Here is an 18,579-nt window from a genome sequence, read left to right on the forward strand (position 1 = left end):
CCGCCCTAAGGTAAGGCAGCGCGACCCCGCCGCACCGCGCGGTGCCGTATACCGTCATGCATACCTGTCAAAAAGGCCGATCCTATGTCAGAAACCCTTGCGCCCATCCCCGAGCTGTTCGTTTCCTACGAGAGCGCTCAAAAGCTCAAAGTCGAGGCTGGTGAGCTGGCAAGCTGGGATCTGACCCCGCGCCAGATCTGCGATCTTGAACTCTTGATGAACGGCGGCTTCAACCCGCTGAAAGGGTTCCTGTCGAAAGCGGACTACGAAGGCGTTGTAGAGAACATGCGTCTGGCCGACGGTACACTCTGGCCGATGCCGATCACGCTTGATGTCTCCGAGGAATTCGCCTCCTCTCTCAAAGAAGGTCAGGACATCGCTCTGCGCGACCAAGAAGGCGTGATCCTTGGCACCATGACCGTCACCGACAAATGGGAACCGAACAAGTCGCGCGAGGCCGAAAAGGTTTTCGGCGCCGATGACGACAAACACCCTGCGGTGAACTACCTGCACAACACTGCGGGCAAAATTTACCTCGGTGGCCCCGTAACGGGCATCCAGCAACCTGTCCACTACGACTTCCGCGCCCGCCGCGACACGCCCAACGAATTGCGCGCGTTCTTCCGCAAGATGGGCTGGCGTCGCGTTGTGGCGTTCCAGACCCGCAACCCGCTGCACCGCGCGCATCAGGAACTTACCTTCCGCGCCGCGCGCGAGGCGCAGGCGAACTTGCTAATCCATCCCGTAGTGGGCCTGACCAAACCCGGTGACGTGGACCACTTCACCCGCGTGCGCTGCTATGAGGCGGTGCTCGACAAATACCCCGCCTCGACCACTACGATGAGCCTCCTGCCGCTGGCCATGCGGATGGCTGGCCCGCGCGAAGCTGTCTGGCACGGTCTGATCCGCAAGAACTACGGCTGTAGCCACTTCATCGTCGGGCGCGACCACGCAGGCCCAGGTAAAAACAGCAAGGGCGAAGATTTTTACGGCCCCTACGACGCACAAGACCTCTTCCGCGAGCATCAGGAAGAAATGGGCATCGAGATGGTGGACTTCAAACACATGGTTTGGGTTCAGGAGCGTGCGCAATACGAAGCCATCGACGAGATCAAGGATAAGGACGAGATCACCATCCTCAACATCTCGGGCACCGAGTTGCGCCGCCGTCTGGCCGAGGGTCTGGAAATTCCCGAATGGTTCTCCTTCCCTGAGGTTGTCAAAGAGTTGCGCCGCACCAAGCCGCCGCGCTCCCAACAGGGCTTCACCGTGTTCTTCACGGGTTACTCCGGATCGGGCAAATCCACCATTGCGAATGCTCTGATGGTCAAGCTGATGGAGATGGGCGGGCGTCCCGTGACCCTGCTCGACGGCGATATCGTTCGCAAAAACCTCAGTTCCGAGCTGGGCTTCTCAAAAGAGCATCGCGACCTGAACATCCGCCGCATCGGCTATGTGGCCTCCGAGATCACCAAGAACGGCGGCATCGCCATCTGTGCGCCTATCGCGCCCTATGCAACAACCCGTCGCGCGGTGCGTGAGGATGTCGAGAACTTCGGCGCCTTCGTGGAAGTGCACGTCGCCACCTCCATCGAGGAATGCGAACGCCGCGACCGCAAGGGCCTCTACAAGCTCGCGCGTGAAGGCAAGATCAAGGAATTCACGGGTATCTCCGATCCCTACGACATTCCCGAAAACCCGGAACTTCGCGTCGAGACGGAAGGCGCGGACGTAGACAACTGCGCCCATCAGGTGATCCTGAAGCTCGAAAGCATGGGCCTGATCGCGTCGAACTGATCGCGTATTTCTTCCAAAAACACCAAAGCCCCGACGGTTTCGTCGGGGCTTTTTCATGTCATCCGCTTAGGCTGGCGCAGCTAAACGCCACACCAAGAAAACGGGTCAGTGGACACTCACTGGCGCATAGTCATTGTCGCGCGCCAACTCAAAGGCCAGTCGCTTATTGGCGACGAGCGCGAGGCGCTGCCCGTTGGCGTCATGGACCGAGTAGAGCACATCATGCCCCACGGCCTGATCGCGCACCTCTTGTGGAAGTTCACTGACCTCGACGGCGCGCACATACACTGTCTTGTCCCCGCCATTAGGCAGATTCGGATACGGTATATTCATAGCTCACCCCTTCTTGATCTGGATCGTTTGCACAACTGTTTCAGGTTCGGCACGTCGCAGGTCGATATGCAGAAGGCCGTTTTCCATCTGCGCCCCCGTCACATCGACGCCATCGGCCAGAACGAAAGAGCGCTGGAACTGGCGCGCCGCGATACCGCGATGCAGGAACACACGCGCCTCGTCAGGTTCGCTTTGGCGTCCACGCACGACCAATTGCCTGTCTTCGATGGTGATCGAAAGATCGCTTTCGGCAAATCCGGCCACCGCCAGCGTGATCCGAAACGAATGATCGGAGGACTGTTCGATATTATATGGCGGATAACCACCCGTATCCGCCTTCGCCGTTCGTTCGACGAGGCGTTCAAGCTGGTCGAAGCCGAGCAGGAACGGATGGGTGGCAAAGGTCACTTTTGTCATCGACACGCCCTTTCATGAAGCGACTGTGCTGGATGCGGCCCCGATTGCGGCGACCGCGCTCAATAAAGATATGGGAATTGCGCGCCGCGCTTCAAGTGATGCCGCGTTATGCTTGGTGATTTCCACAAAGCGGCGTAATATGCCTTTAACCATGCATGACCTGCCGGAAGACCCAAAAATGAATATGTCCTCCAAGATGGACCACCTCGAAGTGCTTCGCGTCGAGGTCGAGGTTCTCAAGCGCGAGCACCGCGATCTCGATGAGGCCATCACAGCGATGCAGGAACAGGGTCATTACGATGCCCTGCGCATGCAGCGTCTCAAGAAGCGCAAACTGGCGCTGAAGGATCGCATCACCGTCCTCGAAGACGAGCTGAACCCCGATATCATTGCCTGACATTGCATAGGCCCCGTGCATCGCTATAGTGCGCGCTCAACTGGCAGCGAGGGACAGGAAAAGTGAGCGTCAAAGTCGGCATCATCATGGGCAGTCAGTCGGACTGGTCCACCATGAAAAACGCAAGCGACATCCTTGATGAGCTTGGCATTTCCTACGAGACCAAGATTGTCTCCGCCCACCGCACACCCGACCGCCTCTGGTCCTACGGCAAAGAGGCCGCAGGTCGCGGGCTCAAGGCGATCATCGCCGGCGCGGGCGGTGCCGCCCACCTGCCTGGTATGATGGCGTCCAAAACCCGCGTGCCCGTGATCGGCGTGCCCGTGCAGACCCGCGCGCTTTCGGGCGTCGACAGCCTCTATTCCATCGTGCAAATGCCCAAAGGCTTCCCTGTCGCCACCATGGCAATCGGCGCGGCAGGTGCAGCAAACGCGGGCCTCATGGCCGCAGCGATCCTTGCCAACGAAGACCCCGATCTCGCCGAACGTCTCGACGCATGGCGCGAGGCCCTCTCCGCGTCCATTCCTGACGAGCCGACAGATGACTGATCCTCGCCCTGCCCCGCTCGAAAGTGGCGCGACCATCGGCATTTTGGGCGGTGGTCAACTTGGTCGAATGCTTTCCGTCGCCGCCGCGCGGCTGGGGTTTAAAACATGCATCTTCGAACCTGGCGCAGCTTGCCCCGCAAGCCACGTCTCCGACCGCCATATTCAGGCCCCATACGAGGACGAGGCCGCGCTCAAGGAGTTCGCCGCCGCCGTGGACGTGGTGACTTACGAGTTCGAGAATGTCCCCACTTCGGCGCTCGACTTGATCGAAAGCCTCGTGCCCATTCGCCCGAACCGCCGCGCTCTGGCCGTGTCTCAGGACCGTCTGACGGAGAAGGCTTTCCTCTCCGACCTAGGCCTGACGGTTGCACCTTTCGCCGCCGTTGATGACACGGATGATCTGAGCGAGGCACTCGCAGAGATCGGCACCCCCGCCATTTTGAAAACCCGCCGCTTCGGCTACGATGGCAAAGGGCAGGCCCGCATCATGTCGCCCGCCGACGCCGAAGGCGCACTTGCCGACATGGCAGGTGCGGAAGCGATCCTTGAAGGGTTTGTCGAGTTCACCCACGAAGTCTCCGTTATCGCCGCGCGCGGTCAGGCGGGGGATATTTCCTGCTTTGATCCAGGTGAGAACGTCCACCGCGATGGCATTCTGCACACCACAACCGTCCCCGCCCGCCTCACACCCGCGCTGCGCACGGATGCGGTTCTTCTAGCCGCGAAAATCCTGAATGCGCTTGATTATGTCGGGGTGATGGGGGTGGAACTCTTCGTCACCAAAGGCGGGCTGGTCGTCAACGAGATCGCCCCGCGCGTGCATAATTCGGGACACTGGACGCAAAACGGCTGCACCATCGACCAGTTCGAGCAACACATCCGCGCGGTGGTGGGCTGGCCCTTGGGTGACGGCAAGCGGCATTCCAACGTGGAGATGCTCAACCTGATCGGCGAGGATGTGAACCGCATTCCCGAACTGGCGAAAGACGGCTCGGTGGGCATCCATCTCTACGGCAAGTCGGAAGTCAAAGCGGGCCGCAAAATGGGCCATGTGAACACGATCACAGGCCCCGCATAGCGACAGCTACTCGGCGAGGCGTTCGACTGCATCGGCCATCGTCATCCCCACCTCGAACGCCCCTGTCTCCAGAAAGAGGATCGTCTGCGCGATCACGCGCGGGTTGTTCATCATGAAGGTATGAGTCACGGGCAGCGTCAGGTGCGCCGCCATTCCCTCAACCTTGGTGCTCTCCACCGAGACCTTGCCATCGTTATCACCCTCCACAGAGGCCGAGGTGATCGGGTTGACCGACTGGTTTCCCGCGATGATCCCCGCTTCGAAAGGCAAAGGCGGCAAGTCTGAGGGCACCCCGTCCGTGCCAAGTTGCAGACCCGCAGGGCCGTTGAGCCGCTGAAACACTTCGATGTCCTCATAGGCGTCAATGATCCCTGACCCTTGGTTCGGCGGTCCGAGCATCACGACACGATCCCATTCGGCTTCAGGATGCGCCTCAGCATATACACGCAAGAGAATTCCCCCCATCGAATGGGTCACAACGGCAGGAGCAGGATCAGAGGCACAGCCCGCACGTGCGGTTGTGAAAGCCTCTTCTGCCAATGGGCCGAGGGGCGCACTGCGCGAAGGGTAATTGTGGTTAACCACCTCATAGCCTTGCGCACGCAAAGCCGACGCCATCACCCACATCGACGCCTTCGAGCGCGCCAACCCATGCATCAGGATCACGCAACCCTTACCGCCCTCCTGTGTCGATTGAGCCACGGCAGGCAGTGCGGTGGAGACTGCGACAAGCGTCGCGAAGAGATGTGTGATGAAACGGGAAGCATAAATCATACCCCGAACTTGCGGCAGGCCACGCGTGCTTGCAAGCGTCAGATCTGCGCGGCATTGTCGCCCAATGACTTCGCCTCTCCCCGCCCCGCACCCGCACCGCCCGCGCCTCGCCGTTCGCGCGTTGATTGTTGAGGAGGACCGCCTCCTTCTGGTGAACGCCTATCCCGATCTGCATCTTGATCTTTGGTGCGCGCCTGGTGGCGGTGTTGAGCCGCATCAATCGCTCCCCGAAAACCTCGCGCGGGAATTGTTCGAGGAAACGGGCCTGACCATTGAGGTCGGGTCGCTCGCCTTGGTGAATGAATTCCACGATCCCGACAGTGGCTTCCATCAGGTCGAGATGTTCTTTCGATGCAAGGTGATTGACGGAACCGTAACCGACGACTGGATCGACACGGAGACCGTTGTGACCAAACGCGGCTGGTTCACGCGCGATGATGTGGAGGCCATGCATGTGCTGCCCGAGAGCCTCGCGCGCGTGGCCTTTGAACCAACGGAGGCGGCGGAATACGATCCGTTAACCATTCTGGTCAAATAGAAGCCCGCCCGCGAACCATCGCGGACGGGGTGTCATTTTACGTTTTGCGCATAGCGCGTCAGGCGGCCTCAGGCGCATCCGCGCCGAACCAACCGAGCACCAAGGCCCCCGCGCCGATCCATGCGGTGATCACAACAACCAGCCAACCGAGATAGGGCACCAATCCAATCGCGCCCAGCACGACGGCACCTGCAAAGGCCGCCTTGGCACGCGTCCCCGTCGAGTGGGGAATATCACCGCCCGCCGTGCCGACGATCCAGACGCCGATACCATAGACACCCAGCACATAGCCAAGCGCGAAGAGCAGCACCGCGCCGATCAGGGTGAAGGGGATCAGGATCGCGCCGAAGCCCGTCATGAGGAGCGTCACGACAGAGCCGATGAGCGCCGACAGGCCGAGAAAGCCAAACCACACCGCACGCGCGGGATCGGCGAGCGCACGGGCGCGCTGCGTAGCGACCCAATGCGGCGCGATGGCGGCCAGAACCGTTGCAATCAACCCGACCACAACAACCCCCGTGACAAAGGAGGCAATGCGGTCGCCGAAGCTGACTTTTCTGTAGTCCGCGATACCTTCCCCACCCTGTTCGGCGTGGTGTTCCCATTCGGATGCGTCATGAAAGGTGACTGCGGAGGCAGATGCCACCCAGTCAGGAACGAGAACCTCGTCAGGCGAATAGGTGTAAATATCGAGCGCGCCATGAACCTTTGCGCCTTCGTCCCAGTCGATATAGTCCGCTTTGATTGACAGATCGCCAGAGATCACATTGCCGATCTCGACAGTCTCACCACCAAGCAGGGCCGACCCCGCAACAGGCGCGGCGATCTCGACACGTCTGCCTGCGGCACGCAGGTTGCCCGAAACCGCCTCGGCGACCGTCACTTCGTAGCCCGAGAGCGACACATCGCCCGCCACCGGCGCACGCAGATCAACGTCCATTCCGAAGCCGTAGAGATTCTCGCCAATGCGCCCGTCGATGGACACATTGCGGCCCGCGACATGGGCGCTTCCGGAAATATCGGCGTTCAAGGTGACGGTTTCACCCGCCGCGAAAACGGAGCGGTCGGCATCGTCGATGTCGACGATACGACCCGCCTCATAAATATCTCCGCCGAAGGAGAAACGCGTATCCTCGTCGGCGGCCAATGCGGGCACAGCCGCAAGCGTCGTCAATAGTGCCAGAACTGTCAGGCGCATGGGGATCCCTCTTTCATCAATGTTACTGTCTTTAACATAGGTGAAGTAACAAGGCTGTGAAGGGGCACGGTGAGAAATTTCCGTGGCGCGCAATTTAAGGCGCGCATGGAAACCGCCCACAAAACGCGAAAAGGGCCGCCCGTGGGCGACCCTTTGATTTTGTGTAATGAGCGTTGCGACAGGGCACATTGCCCCCTATCGCGTGTCGCACATCGCCTACGGCAATGTGCTTACATCATGCCGCCCATGCCGCCCATGCCGCCCATGTCGGGCATGCCGCCGCCTGCAGCACCGTCTTTGGACGGCTTGTCAGCGACCATTGCTTCCGTGGTGATCAGCAGACCTGCGATGGAAGCAGCGTCTTCCAGAGCGGTGCGGGTCACTTTGGCAGGGTCGATCACGCCGAAGGAGAACATGTCGCCATATTCTTCGGTCTGAGCGTTGAAGCCGAAGGCAGTATCGTCGCTTTCGCGAACCTTGCCAGCAACAACTGCACCGTCGACACCTGCGTTTTCCGCGATCTGGCGCAGCGGCGCTTCGATTGCGCGGCGCACGATGGCGATACCAGCGTCTTGGTCGGCGTTGGCACCTTTGAGGTCGCCGAGGCCTTTGCCAGCCTGAACCAGAGCAACACCACCACCCACGACGATGCCCTCTTGGACAGCAGCACGGGTTGCGTTGAGCGCGTCATCAACGCGGTCCTTGCGCTCTTTCACTTCAACTTCGGTCATGCCGCCAACGCGGATAACTGCAACACCGCCAGCGAGTTTCGCAACACGCTCTTGGAGTTTTTCGCGGTCGTAGTCAGAGGTGGTTTCTTCGATCTGGGTGCGGATCTGAGCCACGCGTGCTTCGATCTCGGCCTTGTCGCCAGCACCTTCGACGATGGTGGTTTCGTCTTTGGAGATGGTGATTTTCTTGGCCGAACCGAGCATGTCCATGGTGACATTTTCGAGTTTCATGCCGAGATCTTCGGAGATGACCTGACCGCCAGTGAGGATCGCGATGTCTTGCAGCATGGCTTTACGACGATCGCCGAAGCCCGGTGCTTTGACAGCTGCGATTTTCAGGCCGCCGCGCAGTTTGTTGACCACGAGGGTTGCCAGTGCTTCGCCTTCAACATCTTCAGCGATGATGAGAAGCGGCTTTTGCGACTGGATGACCTGTTCGAGAAGCGGAACCATCGGCTGAAGCGAGGAGAGCTTTTTCTCGTGCAGAAGCACGATGCAGTCTTCAAGCTCGGCGAGCATCTTGTCGGGGTTGGTCACGAAGTAGGGCGACAGGAAGCCACGGTCGAACTGCATGCCTTCGACCACGGTGGTCTCGGTTTCCATGCCTTTGTTCTCTTCGACGGTGATCACGCCGTCGTTGCCGACTTTCTGCATCGCGTCTGCGATCTGACGACCGATTTCAGCTTCGCCGTTGGCGGAGATGGTGCCGACCTGAGCCACTTCAGCGGAGTCGTTCACCGGGCGGGACGCGGATTTGATCGCTTCAACAACGTTTGCAGTTGCGAGGTCGATGCCGCGCTTGAGGTCCATCGGGTTCAGACCAGCAGCAACCTGCTTGAGGCCTTCTTTGATGATGGACTGAGCGAGAACGGTTGCGGTGGTGGTGCCGTCGCCAGCTTCGTCATTGGTGCGCGAAGCAACTTCTTTCACCATCTGCGCGCCCATGTTCTCGAACTTATCTTCGAGATCGATCTCTTTGGCCACGGACACACCGTCTTTGGTGATGCGCGGAGCGCCGAAGGATTTTTCAAGGACCACGTTGCGGCCTTTGGGGCCCAGCGTCACTTTAACGGCATCTGCGAGGATGTTGACGCCTTTGAGCATACGATTGCGGGCGTCGGTATCGAACTTGACTTCTTTAGCCATGGTTCACTCCTGAATTCAGGTTGGATTGAAGGGGACGTGTCGGGATCAGGAAATGATGCCGAGGATGTCCGATTCTTTCATGATGAGCAGCTCTTTGCCGTCCACGGTCACTTCTGTGCCGGACCACTTGCCGAAGAGCACGACATCGCCCTCTTTGACGGACGGTGCGATCAGCTCGCCGCTGTCTTTGCGGGCGCCTTCGCCTACGGCAACGATTTTGCCTTCGGCGGGTTTTTCTTTTGCGCTGTCAGGGATAATCAGACCACCAGAGGTCTTTTCGTCGCTCTCAACACGTTCGACCAGTACGCGGTCGTGCAGCGGTTTAAATGCCATCTTCGAGGCTCCTTGCTCAAAGTTTCGTTTCTGTCCCGCCCTGTTGGTACGGGGAAATTGCGTTGTTAGCACTCATCTAGATCGAGTGATAACGAGGCATAGTTAGGGAACGTGCTACAGTGAGTCAACAGGTGCGGGGCGAGAATTTTTGTCATTCGCGGAGCCGAAGGTCGGGCCCGATCTCGCTCTGGGCGATGGCTGCACCCAGATACCAAAAAACTTTTGTGCTGCAGAAAGTTAGGCCGACTCCGCCGTGACGCTGGAGGCGGCCGCCTGCGTGGGATCGATGTGCTCAGCCACGCTGCCTACGGCAGCATATATTCCTGTATCCACCTTCTCGAACCAGCCATAATAGTTGTCGCGCATGATCGTCGTCGCACGGACAACTCCCGTCTCCCGCGCCACAACAGCGCCCTTGGTCGGGCCGTGCTCTCGCAAATACGCGCGGCACTTTTCCGCTCCCTGACGGTATGCGGTCACGCGTCCGCCCGCCTTCACGCCTCCGATATTGGGGTCACCTTCGCGCGCCTCGAATTCGGCCAGAAGCTTTGCGGCCTTGCGTGCGGATTTACGTGGCACAAAGGGACGCGGGTCGTGATGGACCTGAACGGTGCCCTTGCCGAGATCAACCGAAAGCACCCCAAGACCGAGCCGCTTGCATAGGCCGATGTTACCTTTGAACATCCGCCACGCTGCCTTCCCCTTCCATCGCGGTACGGCGAGGTAGACCTGATCGGTAAGAGCCTGACGCGCGACGCCCTGCTGCAGGAGCGTGAGGGAAAACCCCTTCTTGAGTTCGACAATCACAGGCGGCGCATCAGGCTTTACAGCCATCACATCGGCATCACGTACCTCCGCTTTCACCTCATAACCAAGCCCCTCGAAATGGGCCTTCACAGGGAGATACAGATCGGTTTCGCGGATCGCTGTCATAGCGCCACACTAGCGCGGAGGAACGGGGCGCGAAAGGGTTGCGGCAGGCGCATAGCGGCACGTCTCTGCGGAGGGTGACAAGCAATGCTGCACCGCATATAACGCGGGCGAAATTGACGTTTGATTTATGGGACTCACCACATGACCACCCTCGTATTCGGCCACAAATCCCCCGACACCGACAGCACAGGCTCGCCCATCATCTGGGCATGGTATCTCAACGAGATCAAAGGCGAGAAGGCCGAAGCGGTCTTCCTCGGCGAACCCAACACCGAAGCCGCCTTCGTGCTGGAGAAATGGTCCTGCCCGAAACCGCGCATCGTCACCGAGTTTGACGCGGGCCAGAAAGTTGTCATCGTTGACACCAACAATCCCGCCGAACTTCCCGCCAACGTCAATGACCTCGACATTTCCGAGATCATCGACCACCACAAACTTGTGGGCGGACTTGAGACCGCTGGCCCCATCGATATCACCATCCGCCCGCTCGCCTGCACGGCGACCATCATGTATGACCTGATGGGCGACGCGGTTGAGAAGATGCCCGACTGGGTCAAAGGTTTGGTGCTGTCGTGCATCCTTTCCGACACGCTGGAATTCCGCTCGCCCACCACGACCGACCACGACAAGGCACTGGCCGAGAAACTGGCCGCCGAGCTGAACCTTGATCTGGGTGCCTACGCGTCCGAGATGTTTGAAGCGAAATCCGACATCTCCGCCTTCTCCGACGCCGAGCTGATCCGCATGGACAGCAAGGAATACGCCGTGGGCGACACCAAGTTCCGCGTCTCCGTTCTGGAGACCACCGCGCCGAAGATCGTTCTCGACCGCAAGGACAGCATCATGGCCTCCTTCGCCGACGTCGCCAAAGAGGACGGGGTGGACGAGGTTCTGCTCTTCGTTGTGGATATCCTGAACGAAGAAGCCACACTCTTCATCCCCAACGACCTTATCAAAGGCGTGGCTGAGAAGAGCTTCGACGCAACGGTTGACGGGGACACGGTTGTCCTGCCTGGCGTTATGTCGCGCAAGAAACAGATCATCCCGAACCTCAAGGTCTGATTGCCACACAGGCTCGAATGCGGTTCAAAGGGGTGCGGTTCGCCGCGCCCCTTTTTCATGTCGCGGCTCAGGCCGCTAATCGAGGCGACCATGCTCAACACACCCGAATTCATGCGCGAGATGAAACGCGGCGAAGAGGCGGCGGTCGATGCGTTGCTCGACTCAGCCTATGGCAACGACCGTGCGCGGCGGATGGTGGACGATCTACGCAAATCCCGCCTGATTGCGGGGGAGATGGTTTTGCCGATGCAGGGAGAAGTGATCGGCTATGCGGCGCTGACCACGATTGAGACCCCGAAAGGCTGGCTTGCCCTCGCCCCCGTCGCAATTCTCCCCGACGTTCAGGGACGCGGATATGGGCGCCGATTGGTCGGCATGATCACGGAATGGGCGCGCCTGTCGCAAAGACGCTTGATCAGCATCGGCAACCCCGCTTTTTGTGAAAGCTGCGGCTTCACCTCCCTACCCGACGAGATCGAAGGGAACCGTGGCGATCTGCGAGCAGGAGGCGCGGAGATTGCGGCCAGTGGCGCGCTCACCCTGCCCCGCCCGCTGCGCTGACCCTTTCCTTTCACCACCCACAGCATTACCTAGTCCTACGCCTGCACCCCACGCCATCAGGAGCCCGCCATGACCAAACTCATCCAGTCCCTTTCGGAAATCTCCACCAATTACGATGCGCTTTTCGTCGACCTTTGGGGCTGCGTGCATAATGGCGTTACCGCCTACCCTGATGCGGCCGCCGCGTTGCAAACCTACCGCAAGGGCGGAGGCAAGGTGGTTTTGGTGACAAACTCGCCGCGTCCGTGGCGGTCGGTGGCCGAACAGCTCAAAGGGTTTGGCGTGGCCGATGACGCCTATGACGCGATTGCGACCAGCGGCGACAGCGCCCGCGCGGCGATGTTCCTCGGCGCGGTCGGGTCCAAAGTTTATCACATCGGCACACCTGACGAGCGGGATGTGTTCTTCGCACCGATGGATCTCGTGGGCGACGAGGCCATGGAGATCACACCCGTCCCGCTGACTGAGGCCGAAGGCATCGTCTGCACAGGTCCATTCGATGCAATGGCCGATCCAAGCGTCAACCGCGCCGACTTTCTCTATGCCAAACAAAAGGGCATGAAACTGCTCTGCGCCAACCCCGACATCGTCGTGGACCGTGGCGAGACACGCGAATGGTGTGCAGGCGCACTCGCCGCACTCTATACGGACATGGGCGGCGAGAGCCTCTATTTCGGCAAGCCTCACCCGCCGATCTACGACCTCGCACGCCGCCGTCTGGCAAGGCTCGGCAGCGTGTCTGACGAGTCGATCATCTGTATCGGGGATGGCATCGGAACGGATGTCATGGGCGGTCTGGGCGAAGGCCTCGACACTCTCTTCATCACAGGTGGGTTGGCCGCGAAAGAATTCGGCGATGACCCTGCCAACCCCGATCCCGCACGCCTCTCGACATGGCTGAGCGAGCAGAACCTCGCACCGACGGCGGCAATTTCCTTCCTGCGCTGATGCAGCTCTGCCCGCGCAATAAGTTTACCCCAAAGCCCTTAAGTGGAATATTTTCTTGCGCGCAATATTGTTTCTCTCCTAACTTCACGCTATGCTGCAACGCAACATCGGCAAGGGATTCGGAGATCATGTTGGATAATCTGCCGCGCGGAACGATCTGTATCGAAGATATCGAAATTGGCATGACACGCTCCCTGCGTAAGGTCGTGACCGATCGCGATATCGAATTGTTCGCCGAAGTCTCGACCGATCGCAATCCCGTTCACCTCGACGATGCCTATGCGCAGGACACAATTTTCGAGGGGCGCATCGCGCATGGGATGCTTACCGCGGGGCTGATTTCCGCAGTCATCGGAGAACAATTGCCCGGGCACGGCACGATCTATCTCGGCCAGTCGCTCAAATTCATGGCCCCCGTCCGCCCTGGCGACATGGTACTGGCTGAAGTCACTGTGACCGACATCGTGCACGGAAAACGCCGCGTATCCCTTGATTGTCGCTGCACCGTGGGTGATACCGTGGTGCTGAAAGGCGAAGCCACTGTGCTTGCGCCAAGCGCCAAATTCGACTGACGCGCGGGGCAATCCCGCGAGGGAGCCCTATGCAGATCCACACCCATTGGACCACCCTGCCCGAGACCGCAAAAGGCACCTCGGCAGCGATCGGCAACTTTGACGGCGTGCATCGCGGCCATCGCCATGTGATCGACATCGCACGCAAGCACGGCCCTCTGGGCATCGTGACCTTCGAGCCGCATCCACGTGAATTCTTCGCCCCTGGTGCGCCGCCCTTCCGCCTAATGAACGCCGACGCCAAGGCCAGCCGCCTTGCCAAACTCGGCGTCGAACACCTTTTCCAACTGCCCTTCAACGCGGCCATGATGGCGATGAGCCCCGAAGAATTCGCGCAGCAAGTGATCAAGGATGGCCTCGGCCTCAGCCACGTGGTTGTAGGGGCGGATTTCTGTTTCGGGAAAGCGCGCGCGGGCACGGCCGATAACCTCGTAGCTTTTGGTCGCGAGATGGGATTTGGCGTGACCATCGCTCCGCTGCTTGAAACCGATGCGGGCGTGTCCTCCTCGTCAGCGATCCGCGTGGCGCTTGCCGAAGGCAAACCAACACAGGCCGCCGAAATGCTCGGCCACTGGCACCGTATCGAGGGCAAGGTGAACCACGGCGACAAACGCGGTCGCGAGTTGGGCTTCCCCACGGCCAACATCTCCATCGACGGTCTTCATGCACCGAAGTTCGGTGTCTATGCGGTTCTCGTCGATGTGCTCGACGGCCCGCACAAGGGCAGCTACGAGGGTGCGGCCTCCATAGGCGTCAAACCGACCTTCGGTGCGAACCTGCCCTGTCTGGAAACCTTCATCTTTGATTTCGACGGCGATCTATACGACACCCGTATATCGGTTGCTTTCGTCGAATACCTGCGCCCAGAAGAGACCTATTCCGACCTCGACGCACTCGTGACGCAGATGCACGCCGATTGCGATGCCGCACGGCAAATCCTCGGAGATCTGTCGTGACCCTGCGCAAGCGTTTCTGGGAGACGGTACCGCTCGACCAGATGAACGATGAGGAATGGGAAGCGCTCTGTGACGGTTGCGGAAAGTGCTGCCTGAACAAGATCGAGGATGCCGACACGGGCGAAGTTTACCTGACTCGCGTGGCCTGTCGCCTGCTAGACGATGCCACCTGCCGCTGCGGCCAGTATGACATTCGCAAGAGCCTCGTGCCCGAATGTATCGTGCTGCGCCCTTCCACCATCAACAAACATGCTTATTGGATGCCCCAAACCTGCGCCTATCGGCGGCTTTGGGCGGGTGAGACGCTGCCTGAATGGCATCCGCTCCTGACGGGCGACCCCGAAAGCCCCCATGAGGCGGGCATATCGTTGCGTGGCGCAACAGTTCCCGAGTTCGAGGTGGACGAAGAGGATTGGGAAGGTCACATTATCGAGGAACCAACCTGAAAGGCCCGCCGATGCAGTTCGCCTCCGACAACACCTCCGCCGCCCATCCCGAGGTGCTGGCCGCACTCACACGCGCCAATGAGGACTACGCCCCCGCCTACGGTGCAGACCGATACACTGCGGAACTGACCGAGCGCCTACGCGAGCTGTTTCAGGCTCCCGACGCGCTGGTCTATCCCATGACCTCGGGCACGGCGACGAATGCGATGCTTCTGGCTGCGATGAGCCCGCCTTGGGGCGTGATCTACTGCCACGAGGATGCGCATATCGAGGTAGACGAACGCGGAGCAGTGACGCTCTTTGCAGGCGGGGCAAAGCTCAAGCCCCTCCCCTCGCAAGACGGACGCATTGACCCCGCACAGCTTGCGCAAACGGTGACCGTCGAGGCCGCACGCAAAGACATCCACGCCATGCCGCCCGCCTGCGTTTCCATCACCAATATCACCGAGAACGGCGTCCTTTACACACTCGCCCAGATATCAGAGATCGCAAGCGCCACCCGCTTGCCGCTCCATATCGACGGGGCGCGGCTGGCCAATGCACTGGCCGCCTGCGGGGCATCCCCATGGGAGATGACGCGCGAGGCCACGGCGCTATCGCTGGGCGGAACGAAATTCGGCGCTTTCGGCGCGGAGGCGGCTGTGCTCTTCGACCCTGCCCTACAAGAGGCCTTCGAGAGCCAGCGGATGCGCGGCGGGCAGAACCTGTCGAAAGCGCGGTTTGTGTCGGCACAAATGCTCGCCCTGCTCAAAGATGACCTGTGGATCAGGCTCGGAGCCCACGCCAACGCGATGGCGGCGCGGCTGGCCGAAGGGCTAGTCGAGCGCGGCGCAGAACTGGCCTATCCCGTGGACGGCAACATGATTTTCGCACGTCTGCCGCTTGCGCGCCACATCACCGCATGGGAGCGCGGCGCGGCCTATCACCCGATGGAAGACATCGCCACCGCCTCGGCACAGACGCCCGTGCTCGCACGTTTCGTGGCCTCATGGTCCACCACGGAGGCGGAGGTAGACGCGCTCCTCGCCGCGCTGGACTGACGCTCTACAGCGTGCCTAGATAGGTATCGAGCGCATCGAGGCGGTCCTGCCCCCAGAACCGCTCGTCGGTCTCCGTCACGATATAGAACGGCGCGCCGATAACGCCCGCGGCAAGTGCCTCTTCGGTATTTCGGGTGTAGACCTCGGCGCCCTTAAGCATCCCCGTCATCGAGAGCATCGGATCAAACCCAGTCTCGGTAAGCGCCTCGGTGATCACGGCGTCATCGGCGATGTCGCGGTTCTCTTCCCATGTCGCGCGGAAAATCCGATAGATCAGTGCCCCGACATCACCACCGCCCGCTTCCTGCGCCGCAATGATCGCATAGGCTGAAGGCGCCGCGTTGGTCGGCCAATGGTCGGGTTGCGGGTTCATCGTCAACCCCTTCTCGGCGGCAATGCGACGGATTTCCTGCATCCGGTAAACCTTGCGACCTTCGGGACGGTCAGCGGGTCGCGGCGCGCCAAGGCGGTCCATCATCACCATGATGTCGAAGGGCTTGTAGCGGATCGTCGCGCCATGCTTGGCCGCTATCTCCTCCAACTGCGTCCCAGCGAAATAGGTGAAGACCGAAAGGGGTGAGAAATAGTAGTCGATGTGAGCCATTTGGTCTCTCCTGCGCGCGTGAGTGTTTGCAAGACCGTATCTGGGTGGTAAGCGGTGTCAACGTCACGATTCTGTGACGTCAATTGGCCTACACACACGGGGATCAGGACAATGCCCAGCACCGCCGAACCCAAACTTATTTCGGGCAACGCAAACCGCTTGCTCGCTAACAACATCGCGCGTCGCCTGTCGATGCACCGAGGCATGTCCGTCGAGTTGTGCGACGCCCGTGTCGAACGCTTCAACGACGGAGAGATATTCGTCGAAGTTTACGAGAATGTACGCGGCGAGGACATGTTCGTGATCCAGCCGACCTCGAACCCCGCCAACGACAACCTGATGGAACTGCTGATCATCACCGACGCGCTGCGCCGTTCCTCAGCGGGTCGCATTACCGCCGTGGTGCCCTACTTCGGCTACGCACGTCAGGATCGCCGCATGAAGGCACGCACGCCGATCTCGGCGAAGCTCGTCGCCAATATGATGGTGGAAGCAGGGATCGAGCGGGTTCTGACCATGGACCTTCACGCAACGCAGATTCAGGGCTTCTTCGACATTCCCGTCGACAACCTCTACGCCTCTCCGGTATTCGCGCTCGACATTAAGCATCACTTCAAAGAGGAACTCGACGACATCATGGTCGTGTCTCCCGACGTTGGCGGTGTGGCGCGAGCTCGTGAACTGGCCAAGCGCATCGACGCGCCCCTCTCCATCGTGGACAAGCGCCGCGAACGTGCGGGAGAAGTGGCCGAAATGACGGTGATCGGTGACGTCAGTGGCAAGAAATGTATCATCGTAGACGACCTAGTGGATACCGCCGGCACGCTGTGCAAAGCCGCCGAACACCTGATTGATCAAGGTGCTGCAGAGGTTCACGCCTACATCTCACACGGCGTCCTATCTGGCCCTGCTGTCGAGCGTGTGACCAATTCCAAGCTCAAGTCGCTCGTCATCACCGACAGTATTGAGGCCAACGACGAGGTTCGCGCCTGCCCCAATATCCGCATCGTGCCTATGGCGCCGCTCTTTGCTCAGGCGATCATCAACACGTGGAACGGCACCTCAGTGTCGTCGCTGTTCGAGAACAGGACGCTCGTGCCGCTTTACGAAGGGCTTTACAGCACTGAGTGAAGCTCGCGACCAAACCCATCGACCATCGGGCGCCCATGAGGGCGCTCGTTTGCGTTTGAGGGTTAGGCTAACAGCCGCGACCGACGAAGCAGCTTAGGCTTCAAGATCCCAATCATCCTCATGGCGGACTGCCCCCATAGCAGTCCAATCCGCGCGCACACGTGCGACGCGGGTGTCGCCCCATGTGCGGAAGACGATGACAAAGTCGTCGTTTGTGACCAATTCCGCAGAAATATCCACGCGGTGATTGGTGGCCTGATCAATGTCGAGCATGGAGAGGCTAACGTGAACAGCGGGCACGGCAGCGAAAGACTCACCAAACTCAACAACGCGCCGCATTTCGCGCGGACCAGTGCCCGTCCACATCGCACCGCCATCCTGAAAATCGGAAAACAAAAGGATTGAGCCCTGCTCGATCCCCAACTGGTGAGTATTAATGCGCTTCATGTGTTCTGCCCGTATCCCCTTACCCGAAAGAATGCCCCGAATCCGTGGCGGATGGAAAGAGTGAATTGGCGCCACTCCGATGCATCGCTTGGTCCCCAAAGGCAAAAGGCCCCACAGTTTCCTGCGGGGCCTTTCAAATGTCGAAGCTGTCATTCCACCCCAAAGGGCAGTCAGATCAGAGGTTCGCGTGGAACCCCATGTCCTCGACTACATGCACGAGGTCCGAAAGGAATTTCTCGGTCACGTGATGCTCGTCGGGATGCGCCTCTTCATGCGATTTGGTCGCTTGGGCGATGAGGTCGGTGACGACCTCCTGACTCATCTCGCCGCGCGGCAGGGCCATTTCGGCAAGAACCGAAACGTTGCTCGCAGCGATCTCGGCGAAACCGCCGACGACGATGAAGTCTTCCTCACCGCTGTCACCCTTCACGGTGAGAACACCGGGACGGATGGTCAGGATGGTGGGCTCATGGCCCGCCATCGCGGTGAGATCACCCTCGGCACCAGGGATCCGCACCTCTTGGGCCGAAACGGACGCAAGTTTCCGTTCGGGAGAGACGAGATCGAAGTGGATCGTATCAGCCATGAA

23 protein-coding genes are annotated in these 18,579 nt (G+C 60.0%); 13 read left to right on the forward strand and 10 right to left on the reverse strand.

Annotation, left to right across the window (positions count from 1 at the left end; genetic code table 11):
- Window positions 1–84: 84 nt before the first annotated feature.
- A complete protein-coding gene (locus ACN0SC_RS09290) occupies window positions 85–1,797 on the forward strand; it encodes a bifunctional sulfate adenylyltransferase/adenylylsulfate kinase (protein WP_417249393.1) in 1,713 nt (570 codons plus the stop codon).
- 105 nt (window positions 1,798–1,902) lie between these two features.
- Here ACN0SC_RS09290 and ACN0SC_RS09295 read toward each other — a convergent pair whose 3' ends face one another.
- Window positions 1,903–2,130 (reverse strand): DUF1150 family protein, encoded by a 228-nt coding sequence (locus ACN0SC_RS09295; protein ID WP_417249394.1) that lies wholly within the window; start codon window positions 2,128–2,130, stop codon window positions 1,903–1,905.
- A gap of 3 nt (window positions 2,131–2,133) precedes the next feature.
- Complete coding sequence (locus ACN0SC_RS09300; protein WP_417249395.1) at window positions 2,134–2,547, reverse strand: Hsp20 family protein; 414 nt, start codon at window positions 2,545–2,547, stop codon at window positions 2,134–2,136.
- Between the two features lie 178 nt (window positions 2,548–2,725).
- Between ACN0SC_RS09300 and ACN0SC_RS09305 the strand changes: the two genes are divergently transcribed.
- From ACN0SC_RS09305 to ACN0SC_RS09315, 3 genes are all read left to right on the forward strand, one after another.
- Window positions 2,726–2,944: a YdcH family protein gene (locus ACN0SC_RS09305; protein ID WP_417249396.1), complete on the forward strand. Its 219-nt coding sequence runs from the start codon at window positions 2,726–2,728 to the stop codon at window positions 2,942–2,944.
- Window positions 2,945–3,006: 62 nt separating this feature from the next.
- Window positions 3,007–3,492, forward strand: coding sequence for a 5-(carboxyamino)imidazole ribonucleotide mutase (purE, locus tag ACN0SC_RS09310; protein WP_417249397.1), 486 nt, complete (start codon window positions 3,007–3,009; stop codon window positions 3,490–3,492).
- A complete protein-coding gene (locus ACN0SC_RS09315) occupies window positions 3,485–4,570 on the forward strand; it encodes a 5-(carboxyamino)imidazole ribonucleotide synthase (protein ID WP_417249398.1) in 1,086 nt (361 codons plus the stop codon). The genes purE and ACN0SC_RS09315 overlap by 8 nt, the downstream gene beginning before the upstream one ends.
- A gap of 6 nt (window positions 4,571–4,576) precedes the next feature.
- On the opposite strand, the gene ACN0SC_RS09320 is transcribed toward ACN0SC_RS09315, so the two are convergent.
- Entirely contained in the window at window positions 4,577–5,344 is a 768-nt protein-coding gene (locus tag ACN0SC_RS09320) for an esterase/lipase family protein (protein WP_417249399.1), read from the reverse strand.
- A 64-nt stretch (window positions 5,345–5,408) separates the two neighbouring features.
- On the opposite strand from ACN0SC_RS09320, the gene ACN0SC_RS09325 reads away from it, so the two are divergent.
- On the forward strand, window positions 5,409–5,882 hold the full coding sequence (locus tag ACN0SC_RS09325; protein WP_417249400.1) for an NUDIX domain-containing protein: 474 nt from the start codon (window positions 5,409–5,411) through the stop codon (window positions 5,880–5,882).
- Between the two features lie 58 nt (window positions 5,883–5,940).
- On the opposite strand, the gene ACN0SC_RS09330 is transcribed toward ACN0SC_RS09325, so the two are convergent.
- From ACN0SC_RS09330 to ACN0SC_RS09345, 4 genes are all read right to left on the reverse strand, one after another.
- Window positions 5,941–7,080, reverse strand: a complete 1,140-nt coding sequence (locus tag ACN0SC_RS09330) for a hypothetical protein (RefSeq protein ID WP_417249401.1) — start codon at window positions 7,078–7,080, stop codon at window positions 5,941–5,943.
- A gap of 230 nt (window positions 7,081–7,310) precedes the next feature.
- Entirely contained in the window at window positions 7,311–8,957 is a 1,647-nt protein-coding gene (gene groL / locus ACN0SC_RS09335) for a chaperonin GroEL (protein ID WP_417249402.1), read from the reverse strand.
- A 45-nt stretch (window positions 8,958–9,002) separates the two neighbouring features.
- Window positions 9,003–9,290: a co-chaperone GroES gene (gene groES / locus ACN0SC_RS09340; protein ID WP_417249403.1), complete on the reverse strand. Its 288-nt coding sequence runs from the start codon at window positions 9,288–9,290 to the stop codon at window positions 9,003–9,005.
- A 237-nt stretch (window positions 9,291–9,527) separates the two neighbouring features.
- A complete protein-coding gene (locus tag ACN0SC_RS09345; RefSeq protein ID WP_417249404.1) occupies window positions 9,528–10,223 on the reverse strand; it encodes a DUF2161 domain-containing phosphodiesterase in 696 nt (231 codons plus the stop codon).
- A gap of 141 nt (window positions 10,224–10,364) precedes the next feature.
- On the opposite strand from ACN0SC_RS09345, the gene ACN0SC_RS09350 reads away from it, so the two are divergent.
- The 7 genes from ACN0SC_RS09350 (at window position 10,365) to ACN0SC_RS09380 (ending at window position 15,808) form a co-directional block, all read left to right on the forward strand.
- Window positions 10,365–11,285, forward strand: a complete 921-nt coding sequence (locus ACN0SC_RS09350; protein WP_417249405.1) for a manganese-dependent inorganic pyrophosphatase — start codon at window positions 10,365–10,367, stop codon at window positions 11,283–11,285.
- A 90-nt stretch (window positions 11,286–11,375) separates the two neighbouring features.
- The gene (locus ACN0SC_RS09355; RefSeq protein ID WP_417249406.1) at window positions 11,376–11,846 is read left to right on the forward strand and encodes a GNAT family N-acetyltransferase; all 471 of its coding nucleotides are present in this window, start codon (window positions 11,376–11,378) and stop codon (window positions 11,844–11,846) included.
- A gap of 69 nt (window positions 11,847–11,915) precedes the next feature.
- Window positions 11,916–12,794, forward strand: coding sequence for a TIGR01459 family HAD-type hydrolase (locus ACN0SC_RS09360; protein WP_417249407.1), 879 nt, complete (start codon window positions 11,916–11,918; stop codon window positions 12,792–12,794).
- A gap of 128 nt (window positions 12,795–12,922) precedes the next feature.
- Window positions 12,923–13,366 (forward strand): MaoC family dehydratase, encoded by a 444-nt coding sequence (locus tag ACN0SC_RS09365; protein WP_417249408.1) that lies wholly within the window; start codon window positions 12,923–12,925, stop codon window positions 13,364–13,366.
- A gap of 29 nt (window positions 13,367–13,395) precedes the next feature.
- Window positions 13,396–14,322, forward strand: a complete 927-nt coding sequence (locus ACN0SC_RS09370) for a bifunctional riboflavin kinase/FAD synthetase (protein ID WP_417249409.1) — start codon at window positions 13,396–13,398, stop codon at window positions 14,320–14,322.
- Window positions 14,319–14,768, forward strand: coding sequence for a YcgN family cysteine cluster protein (locus tag ACN0SC_RS09375; RefSeq protein ID WP_417249410.1), 450 nt, complete (start codon window positions 14,319–14,321; stop codon window positions 14,766–14,768). Before ACN0SC_RS09370 ends, ACN0SC_RS09375 begins: the two co-directional genes overlap by 4 nt.
- A gap of 11 nt (window positions 14,769–14,779) precedes the next feature.
- Window positions 14,780–15,808 (forward strand): threonine aldolase family protein, encoded by a 1,029-nt coding sequence (locus tag ACN0SC_RS09380; protein ID WP_417249411.1) that lies wholly within the window; start codon window positions 14,780–14,782, stop codon window positions 15,806–15,808.
- A 4-nt stretch (window positions 15,809–15,812) separates the two neighbouring features.
- Here ACN0SC_RS09380 and ACN0SC_RS09385 read toward each other — a convergent pair whose 3' ends face one another.
- The gene (locus tag ACN0SC_RS09385; protein WP_417249412.1) at window positions 15,813–16,412 is read right to left on the reverse strand and encodes a 2-hydroxychromene-2-carboxylate isomerase; all 600 of its coding nucleotides are present in this window, start codon (window positions 16,410–16,412) and stop codon (window positions 15,813–15,815) included.
- Window positions 16,413–16,523: 111 nt separating this feature from the next.
- Here ACN0SC_RS09385 and ACN0SC_RS09390 point away from each other — a divergent pair, with 111 nt between their 5' ends.
- On the forward strand, window positions 16,524–17,543 hold the full coding sequence (locus ACN0SC_RS09390; protein WP_417249413.1) for a ribose-phosphate pyrophosphokinase: 1,020 nt from the start codon (window positions 16,524–16,526) through the stop codon (window positions 17,541–17,543).
- Between the two features lie 93 nt (window positions 17,544–17,636).
- Here the strand turns inward: ACN0SC_RS09390 and ACN0SC_RS09395 are convergent, their stop codons facing one another.
- Together ACN0SC_RS09395 and ACN0SC_RS09400 are read right to left on the reverse strand one after the other, a co-directional pair.
- The gene (locus ACN0SC_RS09395) at window positions 17,637–17,990 is read right to left on the reverse strand and encodes an H-type lectin domain-containing protein (RefSeq protein ID WP_417249414.1); all 354 of its coding nucleotides are present in this window, start codon (window positions 17,988–17,990) and stop codon (window positions 17,637–17,639) included.
- A gap of 175 nt (window positions 17,991–18,165) precedes the next feature.
- The gene (locus ACN0SC_RS09400; protein WP_417249415.1) at window positions 18,166–18,576 is read right to left on the reverse strand and encodes a F0F1 ATP synthase subunit epsilon; all 411 of its coding nucleotides are present in this window, start codon (window positions 18,574–18,576) and stop codon (window positions 18,166–18,168) included.
- Window positions 18,577–18,579: the final 3 nt, after the last annotated feature.

Origin of the sequence: Celeribacter sp., assembly GCF_048261515.1 — a bacterium.
GTDB lineage: Bacteria > Pseudomonadota > Alphaproteobacteria > Rhodobacterales > Rhodobacteraceae > Celeribacter.

Coding starts and splice junctions, on each gene's coding strand:
- ACN0SC_RS09350 (WP_417249405.1), top strand. CDS start 10,365: ATGACCACCCTCGTATTCGGCCACAAATCCCCCGACACCGACAGCACA.
- ACN0SC_RS09295 (WP_417249394.1), bottom strand. CDS start 2,130: ATGAATATACCGTATCCGAATCTGCCTAATGGCGGGGACAAGACAGTG.
- ACN0SC_RS09355 (WP_417249406.1), top strand. CDS start 11,376: ATGCTCAACACACCCGAATTCATGCGCGAGATGAAACGCGGCGAAGAG.
- ACN0SC_RS09400 (WP_417249415.1), bottom strand. CDS start 18,576: ATGGCTGATACGATCCACTTCGATCTCGTCTCTCCCGAACGGAAACTT.
- ACN0SC_RS09395 (WP_417249414.1), bottom strand. CDS start 17,990: ATGAAGCGCATTAATACTCACCAGTTGGGGATCGAGCAGGGCTCAATC.
- groES (WP_417249403.1), bottom strand. CDS start 9,290: ATGGCATTTAAACCGCTGCACGACCGCGTACTGGTCGAACGTGTTGAG.
- ACN0SC_RS09290 (WP_417249393.1), top strand. CDS start 85: ATGTCAGAAACCCTTGCGCCCATCCCCGAGCTGTTCGTTTCCTACGAG.
- ACN0SC_RS09370 (WP_417249409.1), top strand. CDS start 13,396: ATGCAGATCCACACCCATTGGACCACCCTGCCCGAGACCGCAAAAGGC.
- ACN0SC_RS09320 (WP_417249399.1), bottom strand. CDS start 5,344: ATGATTTATGCTTCCCGTTTCATCACACATCTCTTCGCGACGCTTGTC.
- ACN0SC_RS09385 (WP_417249412.1), bottom strand. CDS start 16,412: ATGGCTCACATCGACTACTATTTCTCACCCCTTTCGGTCTTCACCTAT.
- ACN0SC_RS09300 (WP_417249395.1), bottom strand. CDS start 2,547: ATGACAAAAGTGACCTTTGCCACCCATCCGTTCCTGCTCGGCTTCGAC.
- ACN0SC_RS09305 (WP_417249396.1), top strand. CDS start 2,726: ATGAATATGTCCTCCAAGATGGACCACCTCGAAGTGCTTCGCGTCGAG.
- ACN0SC_RS09325 (WP_417249400.1), top strand. CDS start 5,409: ATGACTTCGCCTCTCCCCGCCCCGCACCCGCACCGCCCGCGCCTCGCC.
- groL (WP_417249402.1), bottom strand. CDS start 8,957: ATGGCTAAAGAAGTCAAGTTCGATACCGACGCCCGCAATCGTATGCTC.
- ACN0SC_RS09380 (WP_417249411.1), top strand. CDS start 14,780: ATGCAGTTCGCCTCCGACAACACCTCCGCCGCCCATCCCGAGGTGCTG.
- ACN0SC_RS09360 (WP_417249407.1), top strand. CDS start 11,916: ATGACCAAACTCATCCAGTCCCTTTCGGAAATCTCCACCAATTACGAT.
- ACN0SC_RS09345 (WP_417249404.1), bottom strand. CDS start 10,223: ATGACAGCGATCCGCGAAACCGATCTGTATCTCCCTGTGAAGGCCCAT.
- ACN0SC_RS09330 (WP_417249401.1), bottom strand. CDS start 7,080: ATGCGCCTGACAGTTCTGGCACTATTGACGACGCTTGCGGCTGTGCCC.
- ACN0SC_RS09390 (WP_417249413.1), top strand. CDS start 16,524: ATGCCCAGCACCGCCGAACCCAAACTTATTTCGGGCAACGCAAACCGC.
- ACN0SC_RS09315 (WP_417249398.1), top strand. CDS start 3,485: ATGACTGATCCTCGCCCTGCCCCGCTCGAAAGTGGCGCGACCATCGGC.
- ACN0SC_RS09365 (WP_417249408.1), top strand. CDS start 12,923: ATGTTGGATAATCTGCCGCGCGGAACGATCTGTATCGAAGATATCGAA.